The following is a 21,788-nucleotide window of genomic DNA, read 5'->3' on the forward strand; positions in this document are numbered from 1 at the left end:
AGGTGGGGCCTGCTGTACGGCGTGATTCTGTGCAATGCGCGGGCGATGGGCGAGTTCGGCGCGGTGTCGGTGGTGTCGGGCCATATTCGCGGCCAGACCGACACGATGCCGCTGCACGTCGAGATTCTCTACAACGAATACAACTTTTCCGCGGCGTTTGCGGTGGCCTCCGTGCTGGCGCTGCTTGCGCTTGTCACGCTCGCACTCAAGCTGCTCGCGGAACGCCAGATGTCGGCGGAACTGGCCAGCGCACGGGATATTCCCGTGCATGCCGGTCCCGTCACCCAGCCGTCGGCGCCGTCGCGGGCGGCGGGCCAGCCGGTTCAGTAAGGAGAGCAGTCCATGGGCATCACCGTTCGTCACCTGCAAAAGCGCTTTGGCGATTTCACCGCGCTCGATAACGTGTCGCTCGACTTTCCGCCGGGCGAACTCGTTGCGCTGCTCGGACCTTCCGGTTGCGGCAAGACGACCCTCCTGCGCGTGATTGCGGGCCTTGAATATGCGGACGCCGGCCAGGTCGTGCTGCAGGGCCAGGATGTCGCCGAAGTCGGGGCGCGTGAGCGGCAGGTGGGCTTCGTGTTCCAGCACTACGCGCTGTTCCGTCATATGACGGTGTTCGAGAACATCGCGTTTGGCCTGCGCGTGAAGCCGCGCAAGGAGCGGCCTTCGGAAGCGGTGATCCGCGAAAAGGTGCATGAGCTGCTGAAGCTCGTGCAGCTCGACTGTTTCGCGCAACGCTTTCCGTCGGAGCTGTCGGGCGGCCAGCGGCAGCGCATCGCGCTGGCCCGCGCGCTTGCCGTCGAGCCGAAGGTGCTGCTGCTCGACGAACCGTTCGGCGCGCTCGATGCAAAGGTCCGCAGGGAACTGCGCAGCTGGCTGCGGCGTCTGCACGACGACCTGCATATCTCGACGATCTTCGTCACGCACGATCAGGAAGAGGCGCTGGAAGTCGCCGACCGTATCGTCGTGCTGAATCGCGGACACGTAGAGCAGGTCGGCAGCCCGCAGGATGTGTACGACCATCCGCAGACGTCGTTCGTCTATGAATTCCTCGGCGCGGCCAACCGTCTGCGCGGCAAGGTGGATCGCAGCGGTTTCGTGGTCGAGGGGGCCGCGCTGCCGGTGCCGATCGACGCGGGCTTCGAAGGTCCGGCGTTTGCGTATGTGCGGCCGCACGATCTGCAACTGTATCCGCAGGCCGACCGCCATCGCGATGGCATCGTCGTCGATGTGCGGCGCGTGGTGACCTTGGGCGGCTCGGTGCGCGTCGAGCTCGAAGGCCGCGAAGGCACCGTGCTCGAAGCTGAACTCGACCGTGAAGCCTGGCGCGATCTGCGTGTTGCCGTTGGAGACGCTGTGACCGCCGTGCCGAGGTTGTTGCGCGTGTTTCCGGCACTGCCCCCATTGCAGCGCATGCCGGGCGAATTGATCAAGTCTTTGAGCCTCGTGCCCGCTTTGGCTGACGCCATGGACGACTGATGCGCGCATCGCGTTTTGGGCGGTGTGAGAGCGCGCCCTGGCAATCCGCATCACATCGGAGGCATCGCCGCGCGAGTCCGCTGTCCTCACGCGTCGCGTGTTCCTTCGAACGCACATGCTTCATTTGACACTACCTTCCCGGTCGACCCGCTTCATGCGTATCGCTTTCGCAAACAAAAAAGAATCGGCCCTCTCTCTCATTGCCGTCATGAAATCGAAGGTACGACTTAAGCATTACGTCGGCTGCGTCACATGACAAGCACGTCGCGGACACCTTTCCTTCGTCTGTTCGTCACGCTTGGAGCCTACCTTGTCCCCGTTGTAACGCGTAGTAATCGTTGGTAAGGACTGGCAAGAAACCGCTTGTCCGAATAGACAGCAACGTTCCGATAGTGACCCGCATGAACTCGTTGACGGAGAATTCCATGAAGCGCGTTAAAAAGGTTTTCGAAGCACCGGTCTTACGAAGCTGCCTGACCCTTGCCGCGATCGCAACTGCGGCCGCCGGCGTTGTTTACCCGTCGCTCTCCGCAAGCCAGACGCAACTTGCCATGGCAAATGCACCGACGACGTCGCCCATCAAGCACGTGATTGTTATCGTCGGTGAAAACCGGACGTTCGATCACGTCTTCGGCGCGTACAAGCCGCGCGCGGGGCAGACCATATCGAACCTGCTGTCGAAGGGCATCATCACCGACGATGGCAAACCCGGTCCGAACTTTGCAAGCGCGGCGCAGTACACCGCCAAAGCCAGCAACCCCCGCCGCTTCGAGATGAATCCAGGGGACAAGGAACCGTACTCCGTCTTGCCAGCGCCGAACACGGGTTTCGTGAGTACGAGTGCCAGTGACACGAATCCGCCGCCATTAGCGACGCTCGCGGCAGCGCAGGCGGCCGAGGGCAACGCGCTCGAGCCGCAGGACATCGTGCACCTGACGACGGGCGCCTCCGGTCTGCCGCAGCAGGTACCGGACACGCGCTTTGGCGCAAACACATTCAATCTCCCGAATGGGCCCTACCAGATTTCTCGCGTGGGTCCGAACTATGACCAGTACATGAATAGCCCGGTGCACCGCTTCTATCAGAACTGGCAGCAGTTGGATTGCGAGCTTTCGCACGCCACGCCCGACAACCCGAGCGGCTGCAAGATGGATCTGTTCGTGTGGGTGGAGACGTCGGTTGGCGCGGGTACGAACGGCAAGCCGCAACCCGCCAACTTTACGGATCAGACAACCAGTGAAGGCTCAACGGCGCTTGGCTATTACAACGTCAATACCGGCGACATGCCGTACTTTAACGAGCTGGCGCGGCATTACACGATCAGCGACAACTATCACCAGCCTGTGATGGGTGGCACAGGCGCGAACAGCATCATGATCGGCACGGCTGACGCGCTTTACCACACCGACGGCAACGGTCATGCGTCGAGGCCGCCGACCAACCAGATCGAGGATCCTCGCCCGCAGCCGCATACCAACAACTGGTATGCGCAGGATGGCTATAAGGGAGGATCGTATAGCAACTGCTCGGACACGTCGCAACCGGGCGTGGGTTCCGTGCGCCACTACCTCGATACGCTCCCCTATCACCCGAACGCAAATTGCGCGGCGAACACCTACTACCTGCTGAATAACTACAACCCGGGCTACAACGGCGATGGCACCGTGAATACGAGCGATTTCACGATTCCGCCATCGCCGGTGCGCACGATCGCCGATTCCCTGCTCGCGAAGAACATCTCGTGGAAGTATTACGGCGAAGGCTGGAACACGTTCGTCACGAAGCCGTCGACGAGCGTCTACTGCAATATCTGCAATCCGTTCCTGTATGAAACGGCGATCATGACCAATCCTGCTTTGGTCAAGGCGCACCTGCAGGATACGACCGACCTGTATGCGGATATCGCAAACGGTACCTTGCCTGCTGTATCGTTCGTCAAGCCAGGTAGTCTGCTCGACGGGCATCCGGAATCGTCGAAGTTTGGGCTCTATGAGGGCTTTGTGCACAAGCTCATCGACAGGGTCCAAAGGAATCCGTCGCTGTGGGCATCGACCGCGATTCTCATTACAACCGATGAAGGCGGTGGCTACTACGACTCAGGCTACATCCAGCCCGTCGACTTCTTCGGCGATGGTGCGCGTATTCCGTTGATCGTCGTTTCGCCGTACTCGCGCGGCGGACGGGTCGTGCATGAATACTCGGATCACGTGTCGATCGTCAAGTTCATTGAACGGAACTGGGCGCTGGGTCCGATTACGCAGCGCAGTCGCGACAATCTGCCTAACCCGGTGCAGCAACCGTCCAACCCCTATGTCCCAGTCAACGCGCCTGCGATCGGCGACCTGTTCGACTCGTTCCGCTTTTGACGATGGCGGGCAAGCGGCAACGGTGGTGTTTCCGATGGTCGCCATTGTGAAGACCCTCTGAAGACCGATGCCGGTATCTGTTGGCGCAGCGCGGTGCAGACCGGGCTGCGCCAACGTGCAATCAGAGGTTGACTGCGAGTTTCATCGGCTCGGTAGACGCGAGATAGTCGTGCGTCACCTCGCCGACATCGAGCGTCAAATCAGCAATGACGTGCGCCGTGCAGACACGCGGCATAGCTCGCCGCGAATAGTTGCTCACTCTGGCGTTGCCTCAACGCGGGACTGCGCGTTGCTGGCTGAACCACGCATCGAAATCGACCACGCCGACGCGCGCGTTGGCACCGGGAACGAGCGTGTCGTCGTGCAACTCGGCACCGAAATAACGCGCGTGCGCATCCTCGACCGCTTTACGCGGGTCGCCTGTGCTGGCGAGATAGCGCTGTACGAGTTCGGCGAGGCGCATGCGCTGCGGGCCCGCGATTTCCACGACGCCGTTCAGCGGCGCGCCGAGCGCGTAGTCCGTCACCGCGAGCGCGACGTCGTCCGACGCGATCGGCTGGATATAGGCCGGCGAGAGCCGCACGGTGTCGCCCTCGGCGCCCGAGTGCGCAATTGCGCTGACAAACTCGAAGAACTGCGTGGACTGGACGATCGTGTACGGCACGCCCGATTCGCGTATCAGCTTCTCCTGTGCAACCTTGCCGCGGAAGTAGCCGCTCTGCTGCGCGAGACGATCGGTGCCGACCACCGACAGCGCGACGTGATGGGCGATACCCGCCTGGACTTCGGCGGCGAACAGATTCCGTCCCGACGTTTCGAAGAATTCGAGTACGGCCTTGTCTTCGAACGACGGCGAATTCGCGACGTCGACGACGACTTGTGCGCCTTTCAGCGCTTCGGCGAGACCCTCGCCCGTGAGGGTATTCACACCCGACGAGGGCGATGCAGCGATAGCTTCATGTCCGCGCGCCCGCAGATGGTTGACGACTTTTCCGCCGATGAGTCCGCTACCGCCAATGACGACGATCTTCATGATATTTCCTCAAGGGGCTTCGGGCGGCGCCGGGGCCGCGACCTCCGGCGTGCATCGGGCGATGCGCGCCGCGCTTGTCTGTCGGACTGGCCATGGGTCGTTTCTCAAATAGCCACCGTACGGAACGAATCGTAGGCGCCGCGCTGCGCACCCGCAAGCCCCAGGCGCGGACGCGCACTGTTGTCGCAAAGTCATCAATCAGCGCGCGTCTTTCGTAGACAGCATGAGATCTAGCGGCAGCGCGGTGAGGCAATCGAGGTCGAGCGCGCGGATGTGCCCGGTCATGTAATCGACGAACACGCGAATGCGCGCGGGCAGTTGCTTGCGGCTGAGATAACAGAGATAGTGTCCACGGTCGTTCGGCGCATATTGCGTCAGGCATGCAATGAGCCTTCCTTCGCGCAGCGCCTCGCAGACCTGATAGGCCGCGAGTTGCGCGATGCCCTGCCCGGCATGAACCGCCTGTAGCGCCAGCTCGGGACAATTGAACGTATGATGCCCGCCCGGCATCAGCTTGTGCGGGTGGCCGTCCACCTTGAACTCCCATTCGGCGATGCGCCCAGACGCCGTGCGCAAGTTGATGCAGCGATGCGCGAGCAGCTCCGACACGTTGCGCGGCACGCCATGCACGCGCGCATAGTCCGGCGACGCGCAGACGAGCATCTGCATCGGAATGAGCTGCTTCGCGATGACCTGGCTGTCTTCCACGCGGCCATCGCGAAACGAAACGTCGATCCGGTCTGTCGTGAAGTTGGCCGGAGAATCGTTCAGCAACAGTTCGAGCGTGATGTCGGGATAGGCTTCATTGAAGCCGGGCAGCAGCGGCGCAACAATGGCACGGCCGAATCCCGTCGTCGAACAGATGCGCAAGTGCCCGCGCGGCGGCCCGTTGCGCAGCTCGCGCATTTCCTCCAGCGCCTGAACGATGCGTTCAACGCCGGGATGACAGTTTTCGTAGAAGAGCTCGCCTTCGCGCGTGAGCGATATGCTGCGCGTGGTGCGCAAAAAAAGCCGCGCGTCGAGTTGCGCTTCGAGCTTCTGGACGCTGCGGCTCACGGCCGAGCGGCCGATGCCCAGCCGGTCGCCGGCTCTCGCGAAACTGCCTTCGCTCGCTACCGCAAGAAACGCGAGCACGCCTGCATAACTCGTGGCAAAGCTGCTGGCGAGCGAATCCTCGCCGCCGTCGGGATGGAAAGTCTGCGTGTCGGACATGATGGCTCGGGTCGAAGTGAAGCACATCCCCAAGACGTTCCACCCCAAGCGCTTGTGACGCGGCCCGCCGCATTGTTTCGATTGGCGGACCGCTTGCTACGCATGCATCATTTCACCGGCACGAACACAGGCGCATTCTGGTTCTTGAGCAGCAACACCAGAAATTTCGCGGGTTGCGTCCCGCTCGCGTTACGGCCGACCGTATGCACGTCGTTCGGGCCTTCATAGAAGGTCTGGCCCGGTGTGAGCGTGACCTCCTTGCCACCCTTCACGCCCATCACGATCGAGCCTTCGAGCACGTAAATGAAACCGTGCGCGCGATGCACATGCACCGGATCGGCGCCGCCGGGTGGATAGACGACCGTGATCATCAACGCTTCCTTGCCGGGGTAGTCGGCAAGAGGCTTCTCCATCAGCGGTGTCACGACCGCGTCGGGCGCGGCAAGAACGGATTGCGCGAAACACGCCGCGCCGACCATCAAGCATTTCCTGATTAAGCGCATGGCGCATTCTCCGAATGACGGCTGCCGGTCACCGCTCAGGCCAGATTGGCATTCTGAAGCCCGAAAGCCGCGTCCGACGACCCCGGCACGGTCCGGAACGCGACGTTGGCGCGGTTCCAGCCATTGATCGCCATGACATGGAAGGTCAGGTCCGACAGTTCCTTCTCCGAGAATTGCGTTCGAACGCGCTCGAATATTGCATCGGGAACGCCGTCTTCCGGCAGCTTCGTCAGAACCTCCGTCCAGGCGAGCGCGGCACGCTCGCGCGGCGAGAACAACGTTGACTCGCGCCAGACCGCAACGTGATGCAGGCGCAATTCGCGCTCTCCGTCGATTTTGGCCTGCTTGACATGCATGTCGACACAAAAGCCGCAGCCGTTCATTTGCGACGCGCGCAGCGAGACCAGCTCGCAGATCGATGTCTCGACACTGCTTTCCTTCACCGCGATGCCGAATGCGACGAACTTCCTGAACAGCTCCGGCGATTGTTGAATGTAGTTGATGCGTTGAGTCATGATTGCTCCAGGCGTTGATGAGACCGGTGCGCCGAAGAAGCACATCGGTGTCGGCGCTATGCCGTACGCAACTGATCGTAGTCATCAACGCTGAAGGCCGGAAGACACACGGCGGGGCTCACACTGTTGTTCGCGCCGCACCAATGCGCATGTCACAACGCGGGCACCGACAACGTTCAGCAGCCACCGAACGCAGCAGCGAGTCGCACGAGTTTGTCGGGATTGCGCTGCACCAGAATGCGTACAATGCGCTCCCCGTCGGTCTCGTACGATTGTGCGGATTCGAGCTTGCCTTCGATGAAACGCAACAGCGCCCATTGCCCGTTGAGCACCGCAAGCTCGATGCGCAGTTCATTCTTGAAGCGCAGCTTCGCGGCATAGAAGAGTTGTGCGATGCGTCGGCCGCCTTCCATCGGCTTGGGAAAGCTGGGCACGCGGCCGCCGCCGTCGCCGACCAGCACCGCGTCATCGGCGAGCAGTTCATGAATGGCCGCGAAGTCGCCCTGTTCGAGCGCTTGCGCGAACTTGCCCAGTAAGCGCAGATGAATCTCGCGCGGCACGGTCAGGCGCGCGCGGCCATCGCGCAGTTGCGTTCTGGCGCGGCTGACCAGCTGACGGCACGCCGCTTCGGTCTTGCCAAGCGTGTTCGCGACTTCGTCGTAATCGACGTCGAACACTTCCCGCAGCAGAAACGCGGCGCGCGCCTCCGGCGTGAGACGTTCGAGCAGCATCAGGAAGGCGACGGAAACGTCGTCCGCGCGCTCCCTGATTTCTTCGGGCGTCACGGGCGAATCGATCATATGCGGCTCAGGCAGCCAGATGCCGGTATAGCGTTCGCGCCGCGCCTTGGCCGCGCGCAGCCGATCGATCGACAGGCGCGTAGTGACGGCGACGAGCCACGCTTCGCCATTGTCGATGTGCGCGTGATTTGCCGCGTTCCAGCGCAACCATGCGTCCTGCACCACGTCCTCCGCCTCCGCGACCGATGCGAGCATGCGATAGGCGATGCCATGCAGACGCGGCCGCAGCGTTTTGAACGCGTGCGTCGGATCGTCGAGATGGTCCTGAGGAGCAGACGTCGAAGAAACGGCTCGGTTCATCGCTGACCTTTTTCGATGCGCTCGCCGATTCCCCGATGCAGCAAAGCGCGTTTAACGATTGCAGTGCAACGCATGGCTCTATAACGCAATAGTCTCCATGGCGGCGACCTCGACCGGTTCGCCCAGCATCCAGCGGAGATCGCGCTCTATCACGGCGCATAGCATCGAGACAGGAACGTCGTTCGCCCTTCTTTCGAAGGGATTTTCGGTGCTTTCGCCGACCTGCGCCAGCGAGGTGTACATCCACGACACCATGACACTGCAAGCCACGACGAGCCAGATCATATTGCCGTGCATGGGCCCGCTTACGCTGTCGTTGAGTGTGTCAAATTCCTGAAGCAAGCCAAACGGAAACAGGAAGCAGAAAAACCTGACGAACAGCGCGCTGATAGTTGCATATCGACGCGGATAGGGAAAGTTTTTCAACCGCTCCGCCTTCGCCTGCAGCGCGATGCAATCGCCGATGGCGCGCTGAAGCTCAAGATAGCACGATAAATTCAGCTGCCCGGCTTGATGCAGTGTTTTGAGCGAATCGCTCTGAATACTCAGTACGGCTGTGGTGGCCGATGGAGAAGCCAGCGTCCGTTCGATTTCCGCCGCAGGCAGGTAGTTCGGCAGCACATCGCCAATCGGAGTTTCCCACTCCGGCACGTGATAGTGACGGCGGTATTCGGCATTGAAGCGCTTGCTCATGCTCTCCCAGACGCGTGGATAGGATTTGCCAAGGTGCATGTTGAGTGTCTGGCGTTCAATAAGAAAGTGGCAGCACGAATGACGGCGTGCAATCTCGCCGCGACCCGCAAATGATCGCGCTCTCTCAAGACGTTAGACGCCCGCGTCATGTGACAACGGCGCGGAATTTTTTTTGTTCGACGGCCCCGGCCGTTGACGAGCAGGCTCCATCGGCGCGTTACCGCCGACATCGGTCAAAGTTTCGACGGAGTGCGGACTGCCGTCCAAGGCGTAGACATCGATGCACAGCGACTCGACACCGCTCAGGCCGCAATTCCGTGGCGCTGTGCTTTCTGCAAGCGCATATATGCTTCGACCGCTCTTCTGCATGCCTCATGCCATGTCAAGGAAGGTGTTCAATCCATCGCCGCGCTGGCGTCATCATCCATGCTCGATGCCAAGCAGCCGCGCGTCCAGTCGCCGCGCCAGGGCCTCGCCGCCCTCGCGCATCACTGCATCGTGGTTCCATTGGAAAATCGGTCGCAACAACGGCGCCAAGGCATTCATCCATACGCGGTTCGTATGCACCCACCAATCGTAACGGACCACGGTAAGGTTGCCCCCGTCGGTCGAAAAGCTCCACCGGCCGGCGCCTTCGACGTCGCCGCTGGCTACCCCTTCCAACGCGACCAACGGGTCGACGCGCGTCACCCGCATGTCGAACACGAGGCGATAGGGCAACCAGCCTTTCCAGGTATAGCGCTGTACGACACCCACGCCCTGATCGGACCCCGCCTCTAGCTGGTCCACCCGCTCGACGTTATTCCACCACTCGGGCCATCGCGCCGAATCGTGGATTGCCGCCCAAACTTCCTGCACTGGCGCATCGATGCGCCAAATGGTGGAAAAGCGGTATTCGACTGTCCGCAAGCTGCCTCCATCGTTGGTATTCTTCCAGAGATTTTGTCAGATGCTCACCGCACTTGCCATCCGCGCCGACGGCCAAAGGCTTCACCTCAGGCAAACCCGGCTGACTGCTGCCTGACGCGACCGCCTCATGTCGACCCTGTCGCGAAGCGTGGCGCTCGTTAGCGGAGTGCTGCTCTACATGATGATGCAGTCGGCACTACCTGACGAACCTGCCGCGACCGTCTACAAACTGTGCCGTGATAAACCCTCGGCCGCCGAGCAGCGAGACTGTTATCCCGCAGTGGTCAGGCACTCAGAAATCGAGCTCGCGGCCGCCGAGAAAAAAGTGCGCGCCGGTATGGTGGAACTGGAAAAGATCAGTGAGGGGAGCCGCGCAACGCATCCCGTACGCGCTTTTGGCCAGGCAGAGCGTGCCTTCCGCACATTCCGCGATGCAGAGAGCAACCGTGCGCTGGCCGCTTATGGCTCAGGTAATGGTGGTGGCCTTGCAGTATTCGTGACGATCATCGAGATGAACATCGCCCGCGCCAACCAGCTGACCGGTGAAGCAGGTCCACGCTGAACGCCATGAAGGTCGGTTGACAGAGCTTCCTATCGCCCTAGGATTTGTCGTCGGTATAACTCTCTCGCGGAGGGTAAACGCCGGCGAGACGGGCGATCAGGATCGCGACGAACAAGCTGCCGGTGATCTGTTCCACCATGCACATGCCGCGTGCCGGGCGCGTGACTGGCGTGATGTCGCCGAAGCCTGTGCTCGTGAGGACGGTTATGCTGAAGTAAAGCGCGTCGGCATAAACGAGCCGACCCGGCTGTCCGACGATCATGTACGACTGCGGATAGAAGAATCCGATGCTCGCGTAGACGTACGCCCAGAGAACACCGATCAACAGATACGCTGCCGCGGCACCAAATAGCTTGTCCGGTGTCATGATCCTGGGCTGGAAAACGTAGCGGAGAAGATACGCAACAGTAATGAAATAGAGTACAGCGCTGAACATCCAGGATATAGCGAGGCTGCTATCGTCGTCGTGCCACAGGCCGAGGTACTGGAACCACATGGCCGGAATGGCAAGTAACAGCGCGATCACGAACGACAGGGTCGTGCGGCCGACTGCTGACACGGTCGCTATCAGGAGGAACATATTTACGACGTTCAGGATGAGGCGGCCGCTGTCGTTTCCCGGGACAAACGACACCGCGCCGATGAGCGTGAGCAGCACGACAAACAGCCAGAAACAGCGCTGGTAGAAAATGCGAGACAGCGCTTCGCGCGTGGTACTGACGGCCATGGTGATCGCTCCCCTGGTTCGCGTAATGTCGCGGCCAGGTCCGCCGGGCCGCATGTGACGGGAGTATAAAGCGGCAGCACACCCTGCAGCACTCACCGGAGACGGCGACCACCTGATATCGAGTCGGCAAAGACCTGTCGCGGGCCTTGTCAGGCAGAGTGTTGGGTGGGCGCGCAGGCGTATGCGACAAAGCCCCCCAGAACCACCAGAGGAATACCGGTGAGACGGATAACGCCGGATCCCTGCCGCAACCACGACTCGATCATCGCGTCACCGGCATCAATTGCCATCAAGCCCATCAGAGCCGTCGCTATCCCGAGGATCAAGATGAGGTAACCCAAAACACTCAACGTCCTTGGCATGCGGGAAACCGATGCCACTGAAATCAGGAGGAAACCGAAGGTGACCCGGACGGCGGCGACGACGTAGAACACGCTGGAGGTGACGGAGTGTTCGGCGACCCAGCGCATGCCGGCAGGCGCGATGATGCCGACAGCACCGAAAGCGCCGATGAGCACGCCGATGACAAAGGCTAGAGTTTTCACGAAGTGCCCCTTCGCGCTGCCTGAGGTGCGGTGGACAGCACGGTTCCATATGTGATCCGGTGTGACCGGATGATCTGTAAATCCCACTGCTGGTTCATTGAACTTTATCTATGCAGGAAATTTAGCAAAGTCCTATTCGATAAAACGGTTCGTCGTGTTGTATCACACGCGGGATCTCGATTCCGTTGCTGCAACCCGGGTGCGCAGGCGCTTTCAGCTTACGCGGCAGACCGCAACGGCCGCTTCCCAATGCGTCACGCGTTCGGATCTGCGTTGAGGTCTCGCCAGTGATACTGCGGCTGCTCATTCTGGAACCCGCCCGATGATCGGCCTGCCAGCGGGCGCGCGCCTGGATGCGGGTTTCCCCTTAATCGTGCAAGCAGCTTTGTTAGAAGCCGAATGTTGGCTATCTTTGACTCACGATCTTCCAGGCCAAATAAGAGAGGCAATCATGAAAGCATGCAACGTCGTGAATCTGCTCGTGGTCGTGGGGTGCGTGACGCTGACGTCGAACGTCTACGCGCAAGCCAGCGACGCTATGCCGATGGCGTCGAGTCCGGCTGCAAGTTCAGGCAAGGCGACGCCGGCGGACAAGAAGCTGGCTCGGGATGTCCGCAAGGCGTTATCGAAAACGCCCAACTTCAACGTGTCGAACGTATTCGTCAAGGCGCGCGGCGGTGTCGTGACATTATCCGGCAGCGTGCCGGACGGTCCTCAGATCCAGCAGGCCGCCGAAGTGGCGAAGGGCGTGCCGGGTGTAACGTCGGTGAGTAACCACCTGACGCTCTATACGAAAGGGTATTAACCCTTCGAGGCGACGCCGGGATGTACTCGCCGATTTCAGCCGTGAATATCGCAAGAGGAGCCGATGCTCCGTGCGATTTCACGCGCTGCTTCAGCCGAAGCGACCGCGCGCAGGGTCCTGAACGGAGGCGAACGAATCAGGCAGGCGCGCCGTTCGCGTTTTTTTCAACGCCGCCTGTCCGCCAGCGTGCGGCCCGCGCGTCATTGTGATGGCGGCCCAAATGTAATTGACCCGCCTCAACCCCATGACGGAGGCTCACATGCAATACCTGTTGATGATCTATTCGGAAGAAAATCGCTGGAACCAGATGACCGACAGCGAGCGGCAGCAAGGGGCCGCTGTGTATCAGGCGTACACCGAATCGTTGAATAAGGCGGGCGCGCTGGTGGGCGCCAACCGGCTGCAGCAAACGGACACGGCCACCACGGTGCGGCTCGTCGACGGCAAGCCGCAGGTGCTGGACGGACCGTATTCCGATTCGAAGGAGCAGCTCGCCGGCTACTACCTGATCGACGTGCCCAACCTGGACGCGGCGATCGCGTGGGCGTCGCGTTGTCCGGGCGCGGCGCACGGCACGATGGAAGTGCGCCCGGTCTGGAGCGCACCGCACGATGCGCGATCTGGCGCATGAGTCCGTCCGGCGGCGGGCGCGACGCTGACGGCGCCGCGCGTTCGATTGCCGAGGCGGTCGCCCGCCGCAGCTACGGCAAGCTCGTCGCGCTGCTGGCGATGCGCACGCGCGACGTCGCCGCGGCCGAGGACGCGTTGGCCGATGCGTTCGCGGCCGCGCTCGCCGACTGGCCGGAGCGCGGCTGCCCAGCGAATCCCGAAGCGTGGCTGATGACGGTTGCGCGCCGCCGGGCGATCGATAGCGCGCGTCATCGCCGTGTCGGCGACGAGGTGGCGAACCAGCTCACGATTCTTGCCGACGAGATCGACGAACGTGAAGCAGGCGCGTTGCCCGACCGGCGGCTTGCGCTGCTGTTCGCGTGCACGCACCCGGCGCTCGAGGCCGCGATTCGCACGCCGCTGATGCTGCAGGTTGTGCTGGGGCTCGAAGCGAAGACTATTGCGTCCGCGTTCCTGATGTCGCCCGCCGCGATGAGCAAGCGCCTCGTGCGGGCGAAGACCAAGATCCGCGAAGCGGGCATTCCGTTCAGCGTGCCCGAGCGCGAGGAGTGGCCCGGCCGGCTCGCCGCGGTGCTGGAAGCGGTCTATGCGGCGTATGCGGAAGGGTGGACCGACCCGGTCGGCGGCGATACCGTGCGGCGCGATCTCACTGGCGAGGCGCTGTTTCTTGCACAACTGCTCGTCGAGCTGCTGCCCGAGGAGCCGGAGACGCTCGGTCTGCTCGCGCTGATGCTGTATGCGCAGGCGCGGCGCGACGCGCGACGCGATGCGGCCGGCGACTACGTGCCACTGTCGGCTCAGGATCCGGCGACATGGAACACGCCGATGATCGACGCCGCCAACGCATTGCTGCGGCGCGCGAGCGCATTCAATGCAATCGGACGCTTTCAGCTCGAGGCCGCGCTGCAGTCGGCGCACGTGCACCGCTGCCAGACGCATCGCCCGAATTGGGACGAGATCGTGCAGCTCTACGATGCACTGCTCGCAATCGCCGCGTCGCCGGTGGTCGCGGTCAACCGCGCGCTCGCGCTGGCGGAACGGGACGGCCCGCAGGCGGCGCTCGACGCGCTCGTGCCGTATGCGAACGATCCGCGGCTGGCCGACTACCAGCCGTACTGGGCCGCGCGCGCCGATCTGCTCGCGCGTGCCGGCGCAATGGGCGAAGCGTTCTGCGCGTACGATCTCGCGATCGGCCTCGAACGCGATCCGGCCGTGCGCCGGTTTTTGCAGCGCAAGCGCATGGAGCTGTTATCGGCGAGCAGCTAGAAAGGCGCCTTGCGTTTGCCACGCGTGATTGTCAGGCGTGCGCTAACGCGGCTCAGACCCGGCGCTGCGCTGTGCTGCGTGGTCGACACGCGCCGGTATGGGTCGTTTGGATTTGCAGATGGCCGACCTGTCCGGTGAGTTGCTGATTCCCCCGGGCGCGAGCCGTGGACTTTGGCCGTCGCGCTGCTCGCGCACGGCATCTGTCCATGACGTTCCCCTTTTCATGGATGGCCCGGGTGAGCCGTCCTGGCATACCGAGCCGGTATGCCGCCCAAGGTTGGGAAGGTGCTTACTAATTCGGAAAGCTGCCGTTGATGATTCCAACGTCCGTCTTGTAGAAGGCTCAGCGAACTGGTGGTATCGGCCACAAGCGGCCGATCATCAACGCGATTTGAATGACTGTTGCAGAGCCTTAACGAGACGCTCGTAGCGAAAATGTGGGCGGGGCCAACTTCTAATCGTTTTGCCACGGGGAGTACCGGTCACCTTTGATTTGCCCTGACCGGGAGCCGAGAACGGCGCGTCGGTTACCGTTATCTGAACGCAACTGCGATGTAAGCATTCGCGCTAATACTGCGGTTTCGTTCCTGGATTATTCAAAAGGTGACTGTCATCCGTTGGATGGGGCAAGTCGAGGGAGAACTGCTCGCGGCGCCGACGCTAATACCGAATGATCATTTCGGGAAGGATTTGAATGCTCGCTCCCGCACATTCTGCCCCGCTACGTACGGAAAACTCCTTGCCTCTTCCTATTCAGTCACCTATCTTCAACCTGCACGTCGAAATATGCGGGGCGGCGGCTTGTATGGTCGAGCTTTTTGTCGTCCGAGAGCATGAACACAACATTGTTAGTTGAGCCGACACGCTATTTCTGCGTTTGGACGGCCTTTACAACGTCCATCAAAAGCCTGGTTTTTTTGGAAGGCGCCAGCTCTTCCTTTCTATTAATGTTGTGCGTACAACTTGTCAAGGTCATCCTTAGGCTTATGATGCTGCCAGACAAGAGCGGTCATCTGCGGGTCCACCGTAAGGAGAATTGCGATGTTACGCCTCTGTCCACGTCGATTCGTTTGGGTCCTAGTGCTGGCATTGTGGGCCGTCGCGGTCCACGCGAAGGAGTTTGTCTATCATTACGTTTCCTTGGATGCAGCAGTTCCATCAAGTTTTTTATTTTTTGATCCTATAGTGATCAATGACAGCGGTCGTGTCTACGGGAATCTTTACTCTTGCGGTAACACGAATTGTGATTACCTTGCCATTACCAATGCTGTCTATGCAGCCGGCACCCTAACCACTCTTCAGCCCGGAATAACCTACGCGGTTAATAACGAGGGCACCGTTGGGGGGAGTGTATTGATCGACCCCATCAACTTCATAGAGCAAGCTGCGCTGTTCCATGGCGATTCGGTGGAGCTTATCCCGCGCCAGCCGGGTGAGTCCACGAGCCACGTCATCGCGCTGAACGACCCGGGCACGGCGCTCGTGGCATCATCCAACGCCTCAGGCCAGCTACACTTTGTGCTCTACAGCCACGGCAGGGCGACCCCACTCGACTTCGGCCCGACGGTCACGAATCCCGATCCCAGGGGCATGAACAATCAGGGAATCATCGCTGGAATAGAAAACAAGCCGCTTAATGCACCACGTGGCTTTCGCTTCGACCCCCGAACGCGCGAGGCGACGCTGCTCACCCCCCTCCCGACAGAGCCGGACGCTTGGGGTCTTGGCATCAACGATCGCGGAGACGTGCTCGGCTACTCTTTTGTGGGTGGCGGGAGAGAACGCGTCGGGGTATGGGACCGTGACGCGCAGTTCAACACTTACTTCGTCGAAGGCACACCGGAATTCCCAACCATCAGCAATCGATTGGTCTTCAATGGCCACAATCAAATTGTCATCTCGTTTGTGTTGGCCCCCGATTCTGAAAAACTTAAATACAGCTATCTTGTGCCCAAGCCTGGCGTACGGTTAAACGTGGCCGATCTGGTGGAGAACCTGCCTTCGGGAGCGAACCTGTCCTTCATCGCTGACATCAATAACCACGGGGACATGATTGGCTCTGGAAACACCGGAGCGTTCCTGCTCGCGCGTGTCGACGCCTCCACAGCAGCGGCACCGGCATCTTCCCTAAGTAGCGGAAATGAGCGACACGCTATCCCTCCAGCTGCTGCGGCCATGTTGCGTCGATACATGTCCCGGCTGCATCCCTTGAAACCTGGCGCTGCCTTGCCTTGAGACATCTCGGACAGCGTGATGTCGAATGTACCGCTCGTAAAGACATGCATGTCGGAACAATGGACTAGCGGCGGAAATTAGCAGCTATGCCGGGGGAGATCGGGTGACTGACTAGCCGGATCCTATGTGGCCGCTCCTGCAACACCGGATCCAGGAAAGTCTGCTGCGCTCCGCCTGCGACAGTAGACGTTGGTGCGTGAATTTCCCTTGTGGGACCGCCAGCAGTCATTCGGCTGTACTCCGCGTATGGCAGCAACGGGTCGAGGCTGTGTGAAAACACGTGTTGAATGTGGTCTTCTAAAAAATCGACCCTTCAGATCGCGCTGTATTGGCTTAGTAACAACTCGGGAAGGGTAAAGCGACACCCGAAAACCGAGTACTTTTGCGTTTTCACACAGCCTCGGTCGACTTGTGCCCGTCAAGTCTTGTGCCCGTCAAGTTCCGCAGCGGCTCCCATCCGGCAACCGAGGCACGCTGTCGGTCACTTGGCCGGCGTACCGCGCGTTGGAGCCACAACCTTTGTTGACAGCGAGGCAAGGCGATGGACGCCGTACCTATTTTGCGATGCGCCAGGCCAATGCGCCGACTGATTGCAGTCCGACAATGCCTCCCTGCGTGAGCACCGGTTCGCCGCTTACTGCGCGCGCGATCAGCGCATCTGCGTTGGCAATCGCTATCCCTGCTCGGCGTACCACGCATGCTCAGCGCGGAACTGAAGTCCGCCCCGGAAGACGAGCGCGGACGATTGCTACGGGCCCAGACCGCTACGAACTGGAACAAGAGCAAGGCGGCATCGAAGCTGCAGTGGTCGCGCATGACCCTGTACCGAAAGATGGCTCGGTACAAGATCGTGCAATGAATCCGCTCCAGCTGCCGCCCAAAAACGTCAACCTGTGTCTCGATACAAGTCGCGAGAGCTTAGCTCCGCGTTCTACGGAGTCTTGGCAGGTTGCGCATCGCATGGATCATCCTGCCACGAAACGGTTATCGTTGCGACCCTTTCATAATCGGCTTCGCCCGGCGCTGTTGCCTCCAGCTCTCCCACAGCCTTCGCCTTGACTTTAGCTCCTGCTCCAAGAAAATCCTGCAACAACCGGACTACCGAGTCCTTCCGTTTCTCCGTCAATTCCACATTGAAACCTGCGCCCGCCCGTGGCGGCGTAGTGACACTTGCTTGTGCAAGGACTTCAATCGCCGCCTTTCTGTCTCCCGTTCCGTCCTCGAGGTCTTTTCGCACTTCCTTGGGCAGTGCATTCAAGAAGTCGTAAATCTGCTTTATGTTGGCGGGTTGAGCTGGGTCTTTGCTGCCTATTATTTTGTGCTTCCCGACCTTGTAATAAACCGGCTGGGTTCTGGCCTGGGCGATACCCACTTTCTTTTCGACGGTTACATCAGCCCGATAGCCGCGAGAGAAGCTATTGCTGGTACCAACGGTGCTCGTAACCCCGACAATTGGCGCTGTGGCTTGGGCTCCCTTTTGGTCTGTGGCGACAATCCCCGTCTGAGCGACAAGGCTTCCCCCTTGAGGGGGGTTGTCTGTGGCTGTTCCCGCCGCGGTCATTTGGGCGGCGTCGCCCTTCACCTCTGTGTTCGATGTAGCCGGCTTGAAGTGGACTTCGCCCTTCTGGTTGATGTCGAACGCCTGCTTGCGGTCATCGCCTTCAACGATCGCTTCATGAGTCACCCGGTCTGAGTGCGTTAATTCAGTTTAGGCGATCAATGCGTTTTTACGCGCCCTCGGCTACTTTCGGACATTCATGGTTCGGCCTATCGGTGTCGTCCTGTTGCATCAAAGCTTGTCCAGCACCGCACAAAACTACCCATTCGCCAAAACCGCCATCGGTCGTTCGCCGTTGCCCTCGCCGAACGACCGTTCTGCAGCGAGCAGGCACATCAGCGTCGATACACGAACGTCGGGTATGGCCGATGAAGCAACGTTCGCCTTCTGCAACCAAACGGCTCTTGCCCTGAGCGGCGACAGGCCGACCCATTGCCGCTGTTCGGAGCAATGCCACCGCCCCGTCCGCTTGAGAAGTAAGGCAGCGTCAAACTTTTGACGACCGTCTGCCATGGCGGAGGCCAGGTGAACGAGTTCCCGAGTTCGACTCGATTTGTCAAGACGGACGTCACCCAATCGAACCGTTTGTGGCGAAAACGCACTCCGCATTTTTTTCGCTGAATAGTCCCGCAAACGATTGCTTATACTCTGTGCACCTCTTTCTCCGAGGGCGCTTCGTATGCTGCAGGAATCGGTTGAATATCTCCAGCGACTCAGCTGGAACGCTCCGCTGACTTTGGCGCTAGCGTCAGCGGCAGTCGGCTCTGTTGTAACGCTAGCGTGGATTTCGGCGCGAGATGCCCGGGAGCGCAGGCGTCAGCAACGCGACACTGCACTGGAAGTGGCGTTATCGCTGGAAAGCTACGCTCGAACTTGTCGGATAGTGATGCATAGGGCCGTTTGGGCGGCAGCGGAGCCGGTCGGCCCTATCAGCCGCGAAGCCAGCAAGGGCGTGTCCATCCCTGCTTTTGCCTACCCGGACAAGCTGCAGTGGCACGTCCTGAGCCGCCGGGTTATCTCCGAGCTGCGTGAGTTCCCCGCTACAGTGCACGCTGCCCGAGAGTACGTGGAGGCATTTCGGGAGTTCGGCGAGCCGATAGACCTTTGCGGTCAGGTCGAATATGAATGTGCGAAGGCCGCAATCCTGGCATTGGCACTGGCTAGAGCCACGCGCCGCCGGCACGGTGCTGCGAGGTGGAAACCGGGTGCCAAAGATTCAGCCATGGAGCGCGAACTGTCCGACTTCATTGCGACCGCCGAAGAAAAGCGCACGGCGTCGCTCGAGCGTCGAACGGAATCCGCGCCAGGTCGGCGAGCTGACGCACAGCCGTTCCAACAACCGCTAAGCGCCTGAAACCTGGACGAGACAAAGGGATATCAATCTATCAGGCGCCTCGCGACCCTCAACACCCTTTGGTACTCAAGTGCCGACTGCACATACTGCGGGCTGCCTCGCATCTCCCGACAAAATTGAAACGCCTTTAATCGCGGTCAGACAGTCAACCGTTAGCGATCCAAAGGAGGCAGCGAGCAGCCGGTCCGCTCTCTCCAGACTGCAAGGTTTCGCGGTGCCAACACGGCCTCCCCCGACTCCAGTCTCGGCGTGTTCAAATTGCCGCCCCGCTCTTCGTTCTATCGACGAGCATTTCGCGTTGCAATTTCACTGCCATAATTGATTTCGCCTTTGCAGCACGACTCGAGTGCTGTCCTTCGGCCGTTCCGAAGCGTGCGCAATTTCTTCCGCAAGGCTTCTGTGAGCAATGCAACCAGCGCGAGGCTAGCCGGTGAAAGTTATCCCGTACCTGTTTGCCATCGCGCTATCGACACCGTCGACCGGCTCTTTCGGCGATCCGTCCACCCCTCAGCCATTACCAGCGCTCAACATCGATATCTCGCAGACATCGGTCTCCGGTATTTCGTCGGGCGGGTTCATGGCGGTGCAGCTAGCGGTTGCCTATTCGTCGATCATCAAGGGCGTGGGCGTCGTCGCGGCCGGTCCGTACTATTGCTCGCAAAACGACCTGTTGATTGCAACGTCAAGATGCTCATGCACTATCCAGCCGGCTAGCGCATGCCAGGTCACGCTCACGAGCGCCGATGTGCCGAAGCTTGTCTCATTCACGAAGGCATCGTCAGCAAGCCACGCGATCGACGATGTGGCGAATATTGCCGGGCAACACATCGTCACGATCTCCGGCGCGGCCGATGCAACCGTACCGCCGCCCGTGGTCAACCAGTTGCAGGCGTTCTACGCCGCACTCGGCGTACCGGCCCAAAACGTGTCGAAGATCGAACTGGCCGATGCGGGCCATACCATGCCCACCATGAACTATGGTGTGGCATGCGCAAAGAGCGAATCGCCCTTCATCGGCAAATGCCGTGTCGATGGCGCGAAACAGATACTTGGCTGGATCTACGGCCCCGATCCGCTCGTGCCGCCCAGCGCTACCACGCAAAAGGGTCGTTTCGTCCGCTTCGATCAGAGCCGTTATCTGCCGGCAAGCCGTCCTTCGAGTTTCACGTGGATGACGGGAATGGACACCACCGGGTGGCTCTATGTACCGGGCGCATGTGATGCGGGTGCGTCTTGCCGGTTGCACGTCGCGCTGCATGGCTGCGAGCAGGGTCAGGACTACCTGCCGCTCAGCCCGTCGCCAGGTGGCCTCTTCTATGGCACGACGTTCGTCCGGCATGCGGGCTACGCACAGTGGGCGGACAACAACCGGATCGTCGTGCTGTTTCCGCAGGCGGTATCCATCCCCGGAATCAACCCGTATGGATGCTGGGACTGGTGGGGCTACACGGACAGTCACTTCGCCGACCAGCAAGGCGTTCAGATGCGCGCGATCCGAAACATGATCGAACAGCTGACTTCGGGCGTCCGACCTTGATTGACGGAAAGTGCTGGACAGCGACGAATCGAGCGCATGCAGGCCATGAGACTCGTAACCATGCGTCGGGCAGCGACGGCGGCCGTTACCGCATTGCTGATCAGCGCCGCTCATGCGACGACTAGCGGAGAATCGTTCGGCAGTCAGCCGCCCGGTTGACCGCGTCGCTCGCCGCCTTGACCTTACCGTCGATCCACGCACGCGCCTTCTTCGCCAGTTCCGGAAACGCGGCGAGCGCGACGGGCACAAAACTCCGACGGCATAGGTTTGCTCTCCACAAGCTTATGCGGCGCCGAACCGGTAGCCTCATCCAGCGCCTGCATCGCGTCGTCGCCCTCACACAGTCTTATATGGACACCGCCCCATCTTCGCTCTGACGCGCAAGCGTGCTCAAATCACGCTTCAGATGCGCCTTCTTCTTCTCCTCCTCGTCCAGTGGCTTCGGTGCTTCGGGCTGGCGCTGCAAGCCCTCGGCCGCCGGTTTGGCCGCAAGATGCTTGTCCTTGTCGTCGTCCTTGTGCGCATCTTCCCGGTCGATCACCTGCCGGTCCGTCGTCCCCGCATGTTCCTGCTGGACTACCGCGTGCGCCATCTTGTCCGCTTCGACCTCATGCGGATCGCCCGGCTGGCTCACGCTCATCTTGCGGCGAATGCCGTCGCCAGTCTGTTGCACGACATGGGTCAGTTCGTGCGCAAGAAGCTCGCGCCCCGACGACGAGGGCTCTGTTGTAAATAGCGCGGGGCTAATCGGTTAAGGTG

The 21,788-nt window shown here is 60.8% G+C and carries 20 protein-coding genes and 3 pseudogenes; 11 read left to right on the forward strand and 12 right to left on the reverse strand.

All coding sequences use genetic code 11. The features are described 5' to 3' along the window. From HV744_RS24595 to HV744_RS24605, 3 genes and pseudogenes are all read left to right on the forward strand, one after another. Positions 1-330: pseudogene (locus HV744_RS24595) on the forward strand (sulfate ABC transporter permease subunit CysW); the annotation flags it as partial. 12 nt (positions 331-342) lie between these two features. After that, positions 343-1,395: pseudogene (locus HV744_RS24600) on the forward strand (sulfate/molybdate ABC transporter ATP-binding protein); the annotation flags it as partial. A 635-nt stretch (positions 1,396-2,030) separates the two neighbouring features. Continuing rightward, positions 2,031-3,845 (forward strand): alkaline phosphatase family protein, encoded by a 1,815-nt coding sequence (locus tag HV744_RS24605; RefSeq protein ID WP_246279180.1) that lies wholly within the window; start codon positions 2,031-2,033, stop codon positions 3,843-3,845. A gap of 121 nt (positions 3,846-3,966) precedes the next feature. On the opposite strand, the gene HV744_RS24610 is transcribed toward HV744_RS24605, so the two are convergent. The 8 genes and pseudogenes from HV744_RS24610 to HV744_RS24645 form a co-directional block, all read right to left on the reverse strand. Continuing rightward, positions 3,967-4,104 (reverse strand): hypothetical protein, encoded by a 138-nt coding sequence (locus tag HV744_RS24610; protein WP_246279181.1) that lies wholly within the window; start codon positions 4,102-4,104, stop codon positions 3,967-3,969. A 12-nt stretch (positions 4,105-4,116) separates the two neighbouring features. Beyond that, positions 4,117-4,878, reverse strand: a complete 762-nt coding sequence (locus HV744_RS24615) for an SDR family oxidoreductase (RefSeq protein ID WP_175151993.1) — start codon at positions 4,876-4,878, stop codon at positions 4,117-4,119. A 198-nt stretch (positions 4,879-5,076) separates the two neighbouring features. Further along, on the reverse strand, positions 5,077-6,090 hold the full coding sequence (locus HV744_RS24620) for a LysR family transcriptional regulator (RefSeq protein WP_175151994.1): 1,014 nt from the start codon (positions 6,088-6,090) through the stop codon (positions 5,077-5,079). A gap of 107 nt (positions 6,091-6,197) precedes the next feature. Then, complete coding sequence (locus HV744_RS24625; RefSeq protein ID WP_246279191.1) at positions 6,198-6,569, reverse strand: cupin domain-containing protein; 372 nt, start codon at positions 6,567-6,569, stop codon at positions 6,198-6,200. A gap of 59 nt (positions 6,570-6,628) precedes the next feature. Further along, positions 6,629-7,108 carry a carboxymuconolactone decarboxylase family protein gene (locus tag HV744_RS24630; protein WP_175151996.1) on the reverse strand — a complete coding sequence of 160 codons (480 nt, stop codon included), beginning with the start codon at positions 7,106-7,108 and terminating at the stop codon, positions 6,629-6,631. Positions 7,109-7,284: 176 nt separating this feature from the next. Further along, the gene (locus HV744_RS24635; RefSeq protein WP_175151997.1) at positions 7,285-8,208 is read right to left on the reverse strand and encodes an RNA polymerase sigma-70 factor; all 924 of its coding nucleotides are present in this window, start codon (positions 8,206-8,208) and stop codon (positions 7,285-7,287) included. Positions 8,209-8,286: 78 nt separating this feature from the next. Continuing rightward, positions 8,287-8,919, reverse strand: a pseudogene (locus tag HV744_RS24640) (bestrophin family protein); the annotation flags it as partial. A 402-nt stretch (positions 8,920-9,321) separates the two neighbouring features. Further along, entirely contained in the window at positions 9,322-9,810 is a 489-nt protein-coding gene (locus HV744_RS24645; protein ID WP_175151998.1) for an SRPBCC family protein, read from the reverse strand. Between the two features lie 127 nt (positions 9,811-9,937). Between HV744_RS24645 and HV744_RS24650 the strand changes: the two genes are divergently transcribed. After that, positions 9,938-10,372, forward strand: coding sequence for a lysozyme inhibitor LprI family protein (locus HV744_RS24650; RefSeq protein WP_175151999.1), 435 nt, complete (start codon positions 9,938-9,940; stop codon positions 10,370-10,372). A 37-nt stretch (positions 10,373-10,409) separates the two neighbouring features. On the opposite strand, the gene HV744_RS24655 is transcribed toward HV744_RS24650, so the two are convergent. Next, on the reverse strand, positions 10,410-11,099 hold the full coding sequence (locus tag HV744_RS24655) for a potassium channel family protein (protein ID WP_175152000.1): 690 nt from the start codon (positions 11,097-11,099) through the stop codon (positions 10,410-10,412). A 149-nt stretch (positions 11,100-11,248) separates the two neighbouring features. Continuing rightward, entirely contained in the window at positions 11,249-11,644 is a 396-nt protein-coding gene (locus HV744_RS24660; protein WP_175152001.1) for a hypothetical protein, read from the reverse strand. 451 nt (positions 11,645-12,095) lie between these two features. On the opposite strand from HV744_RS24660, the gene HV744_RS24665 reads away from it, so the two are divergent. The 5 genes from HV744_RS24665 (at position 12,096) to HV744_RS38540 (ending at position 17,439) form a co-directional block, all read left to right on the forward strand. Further along, positions 12,096-12,449 (forward strand): BON domain-containing protein, encoded by a 354-nt coding sequence (locus HV744_RS24665; RefSeq protein ID WP_175152002.1) that lies wholly within the window; start codon positions 12,096-12,098, stop codon positions 12,447-12,449. A gap of 259 nt (positions 12,450-12,708) precedes the next feature. Further along, positions 12,709-13,080 carry a YciI family protein gene (locus HV744_RS24670; RefSeq protein ID WP_175152003.1) on the forward strand — a complete coding sequence of 124 codons (372 nt, stop codon included), beginning with the start codon at positions 12,709-12,711 and terminating at the stop codon, positions 13,078-13,080. Next, positions 13,077-14,345: an RNA polymerase sigma factor gene (locus tag HV744_RS24675; protein WP_175152004.1), complete on the forward strand. Its 1,269-nt coding sequence runs from the start codon at positions 13,077-13,079 to the stop codon at positions 14,343-14,345. Before HV744_RS24670 ends, HV744_RS24675 begins: the two co-directional genes overlap by 4 nt. 1,041 nt (positions 14,346-15,386) lie before the next feature. Continuing rightward, positions 15,387-16,580, forward strand: a complete 1,194-nt coding sequence (locus HV744_RS24680; RefSeq protein WP_175152005.1) for a hypothetical protein — start codon at positions 15,387-15,389, stop codon at positions 16,578-16,580. Positions 16,581-17,277: 697 nt separating this feature from the next. Continuing rightward, on the forward strand, positions 17,278-17,439 hold the full coding sequence (locus HV744_RS38540) for a helix-turn-helix domain-containing protein (protein ID WP_175152006.1): 162 nt from the start codon (positions 17,278-17,280) through the stop codon (positions 17,437-17,439). Positions 17,440-17,511: 72 nt separating this feature from the next. Here the strand turns inward: HV744_RS38540 and HV744_RS24690 are convergent, their stop codons facing one another. After that, the gene (locus HV744_RS24690) at positions 17,512-18,264 is read right to left on the reverse strand and encodes a hypothetical protein (protein ID WP_175152007.1); all 753 of its coding nucleotides are present in this window, start codon (positions 18,262-18,264) and stop codon (positions 17,512-17,514) included. Between the two features lie 553 nt (positions 18,265-18,817). Here HV744_RS24690 and HV744_RS24695 point away from each other — a divergent pair. Together HV744_RS24695 and HV744_RS24700 are read left to right on the forward strand one after the other, a co-directional pair. Then, on the forward strand, positions 18,818-19,492 hold the full coding sequence (locus tag HV744_RS24695) for a hypothetical protein (RefSeq protein ID WP_175152008.1): 675 nt from the start codon (positions 18,818-18,820) through the stop codon (positions 19,490-19,492). A 430-nt stretch (positions 19,493-19,922) separates the two neighbouring features. After that, positions 19,923-21,029 (forward strand): extracellular catalytic domain type 2 short-chain-length polyhydroxyalkanoate depolymerase, encoded by a 1,107-nt coding sequence (locus HV744_RS24700; protein WP_246279182.1) that lies wholly within the window; start codon positions 19,923-19,925, stop codon positions 21,027-21,029. Positions 21,030-21,375: 346 nt separating this feature from the next. Here the strand turns inward: HV744_RS24700 and HV744_RS24705 are convergent, their stop codons facing one another. Then, positions 21,376-21,777, reverse strand: coding sequence for an eCIS core domain-containing protein (locus tag HV744_RS24705; protein WP_175152080.1), 402 nt, complete (start codon positions 21,775-21,777; stop codon positions 21,376-21,378). Positions 21,778-21,788 lie beyond the last annotated feature (11 nt).

It is taken from the genome of Paraburkholderia ultramafica (genome assembly GCF_902859915.1).
GTDB classification, from domain to species: Bacteria; Pseudomonadota; Gammaproteobacteria; order Burkholderiales; family Burkholderiaceae; genus Paraburkholderia; species Paraburkholderia ultramafica.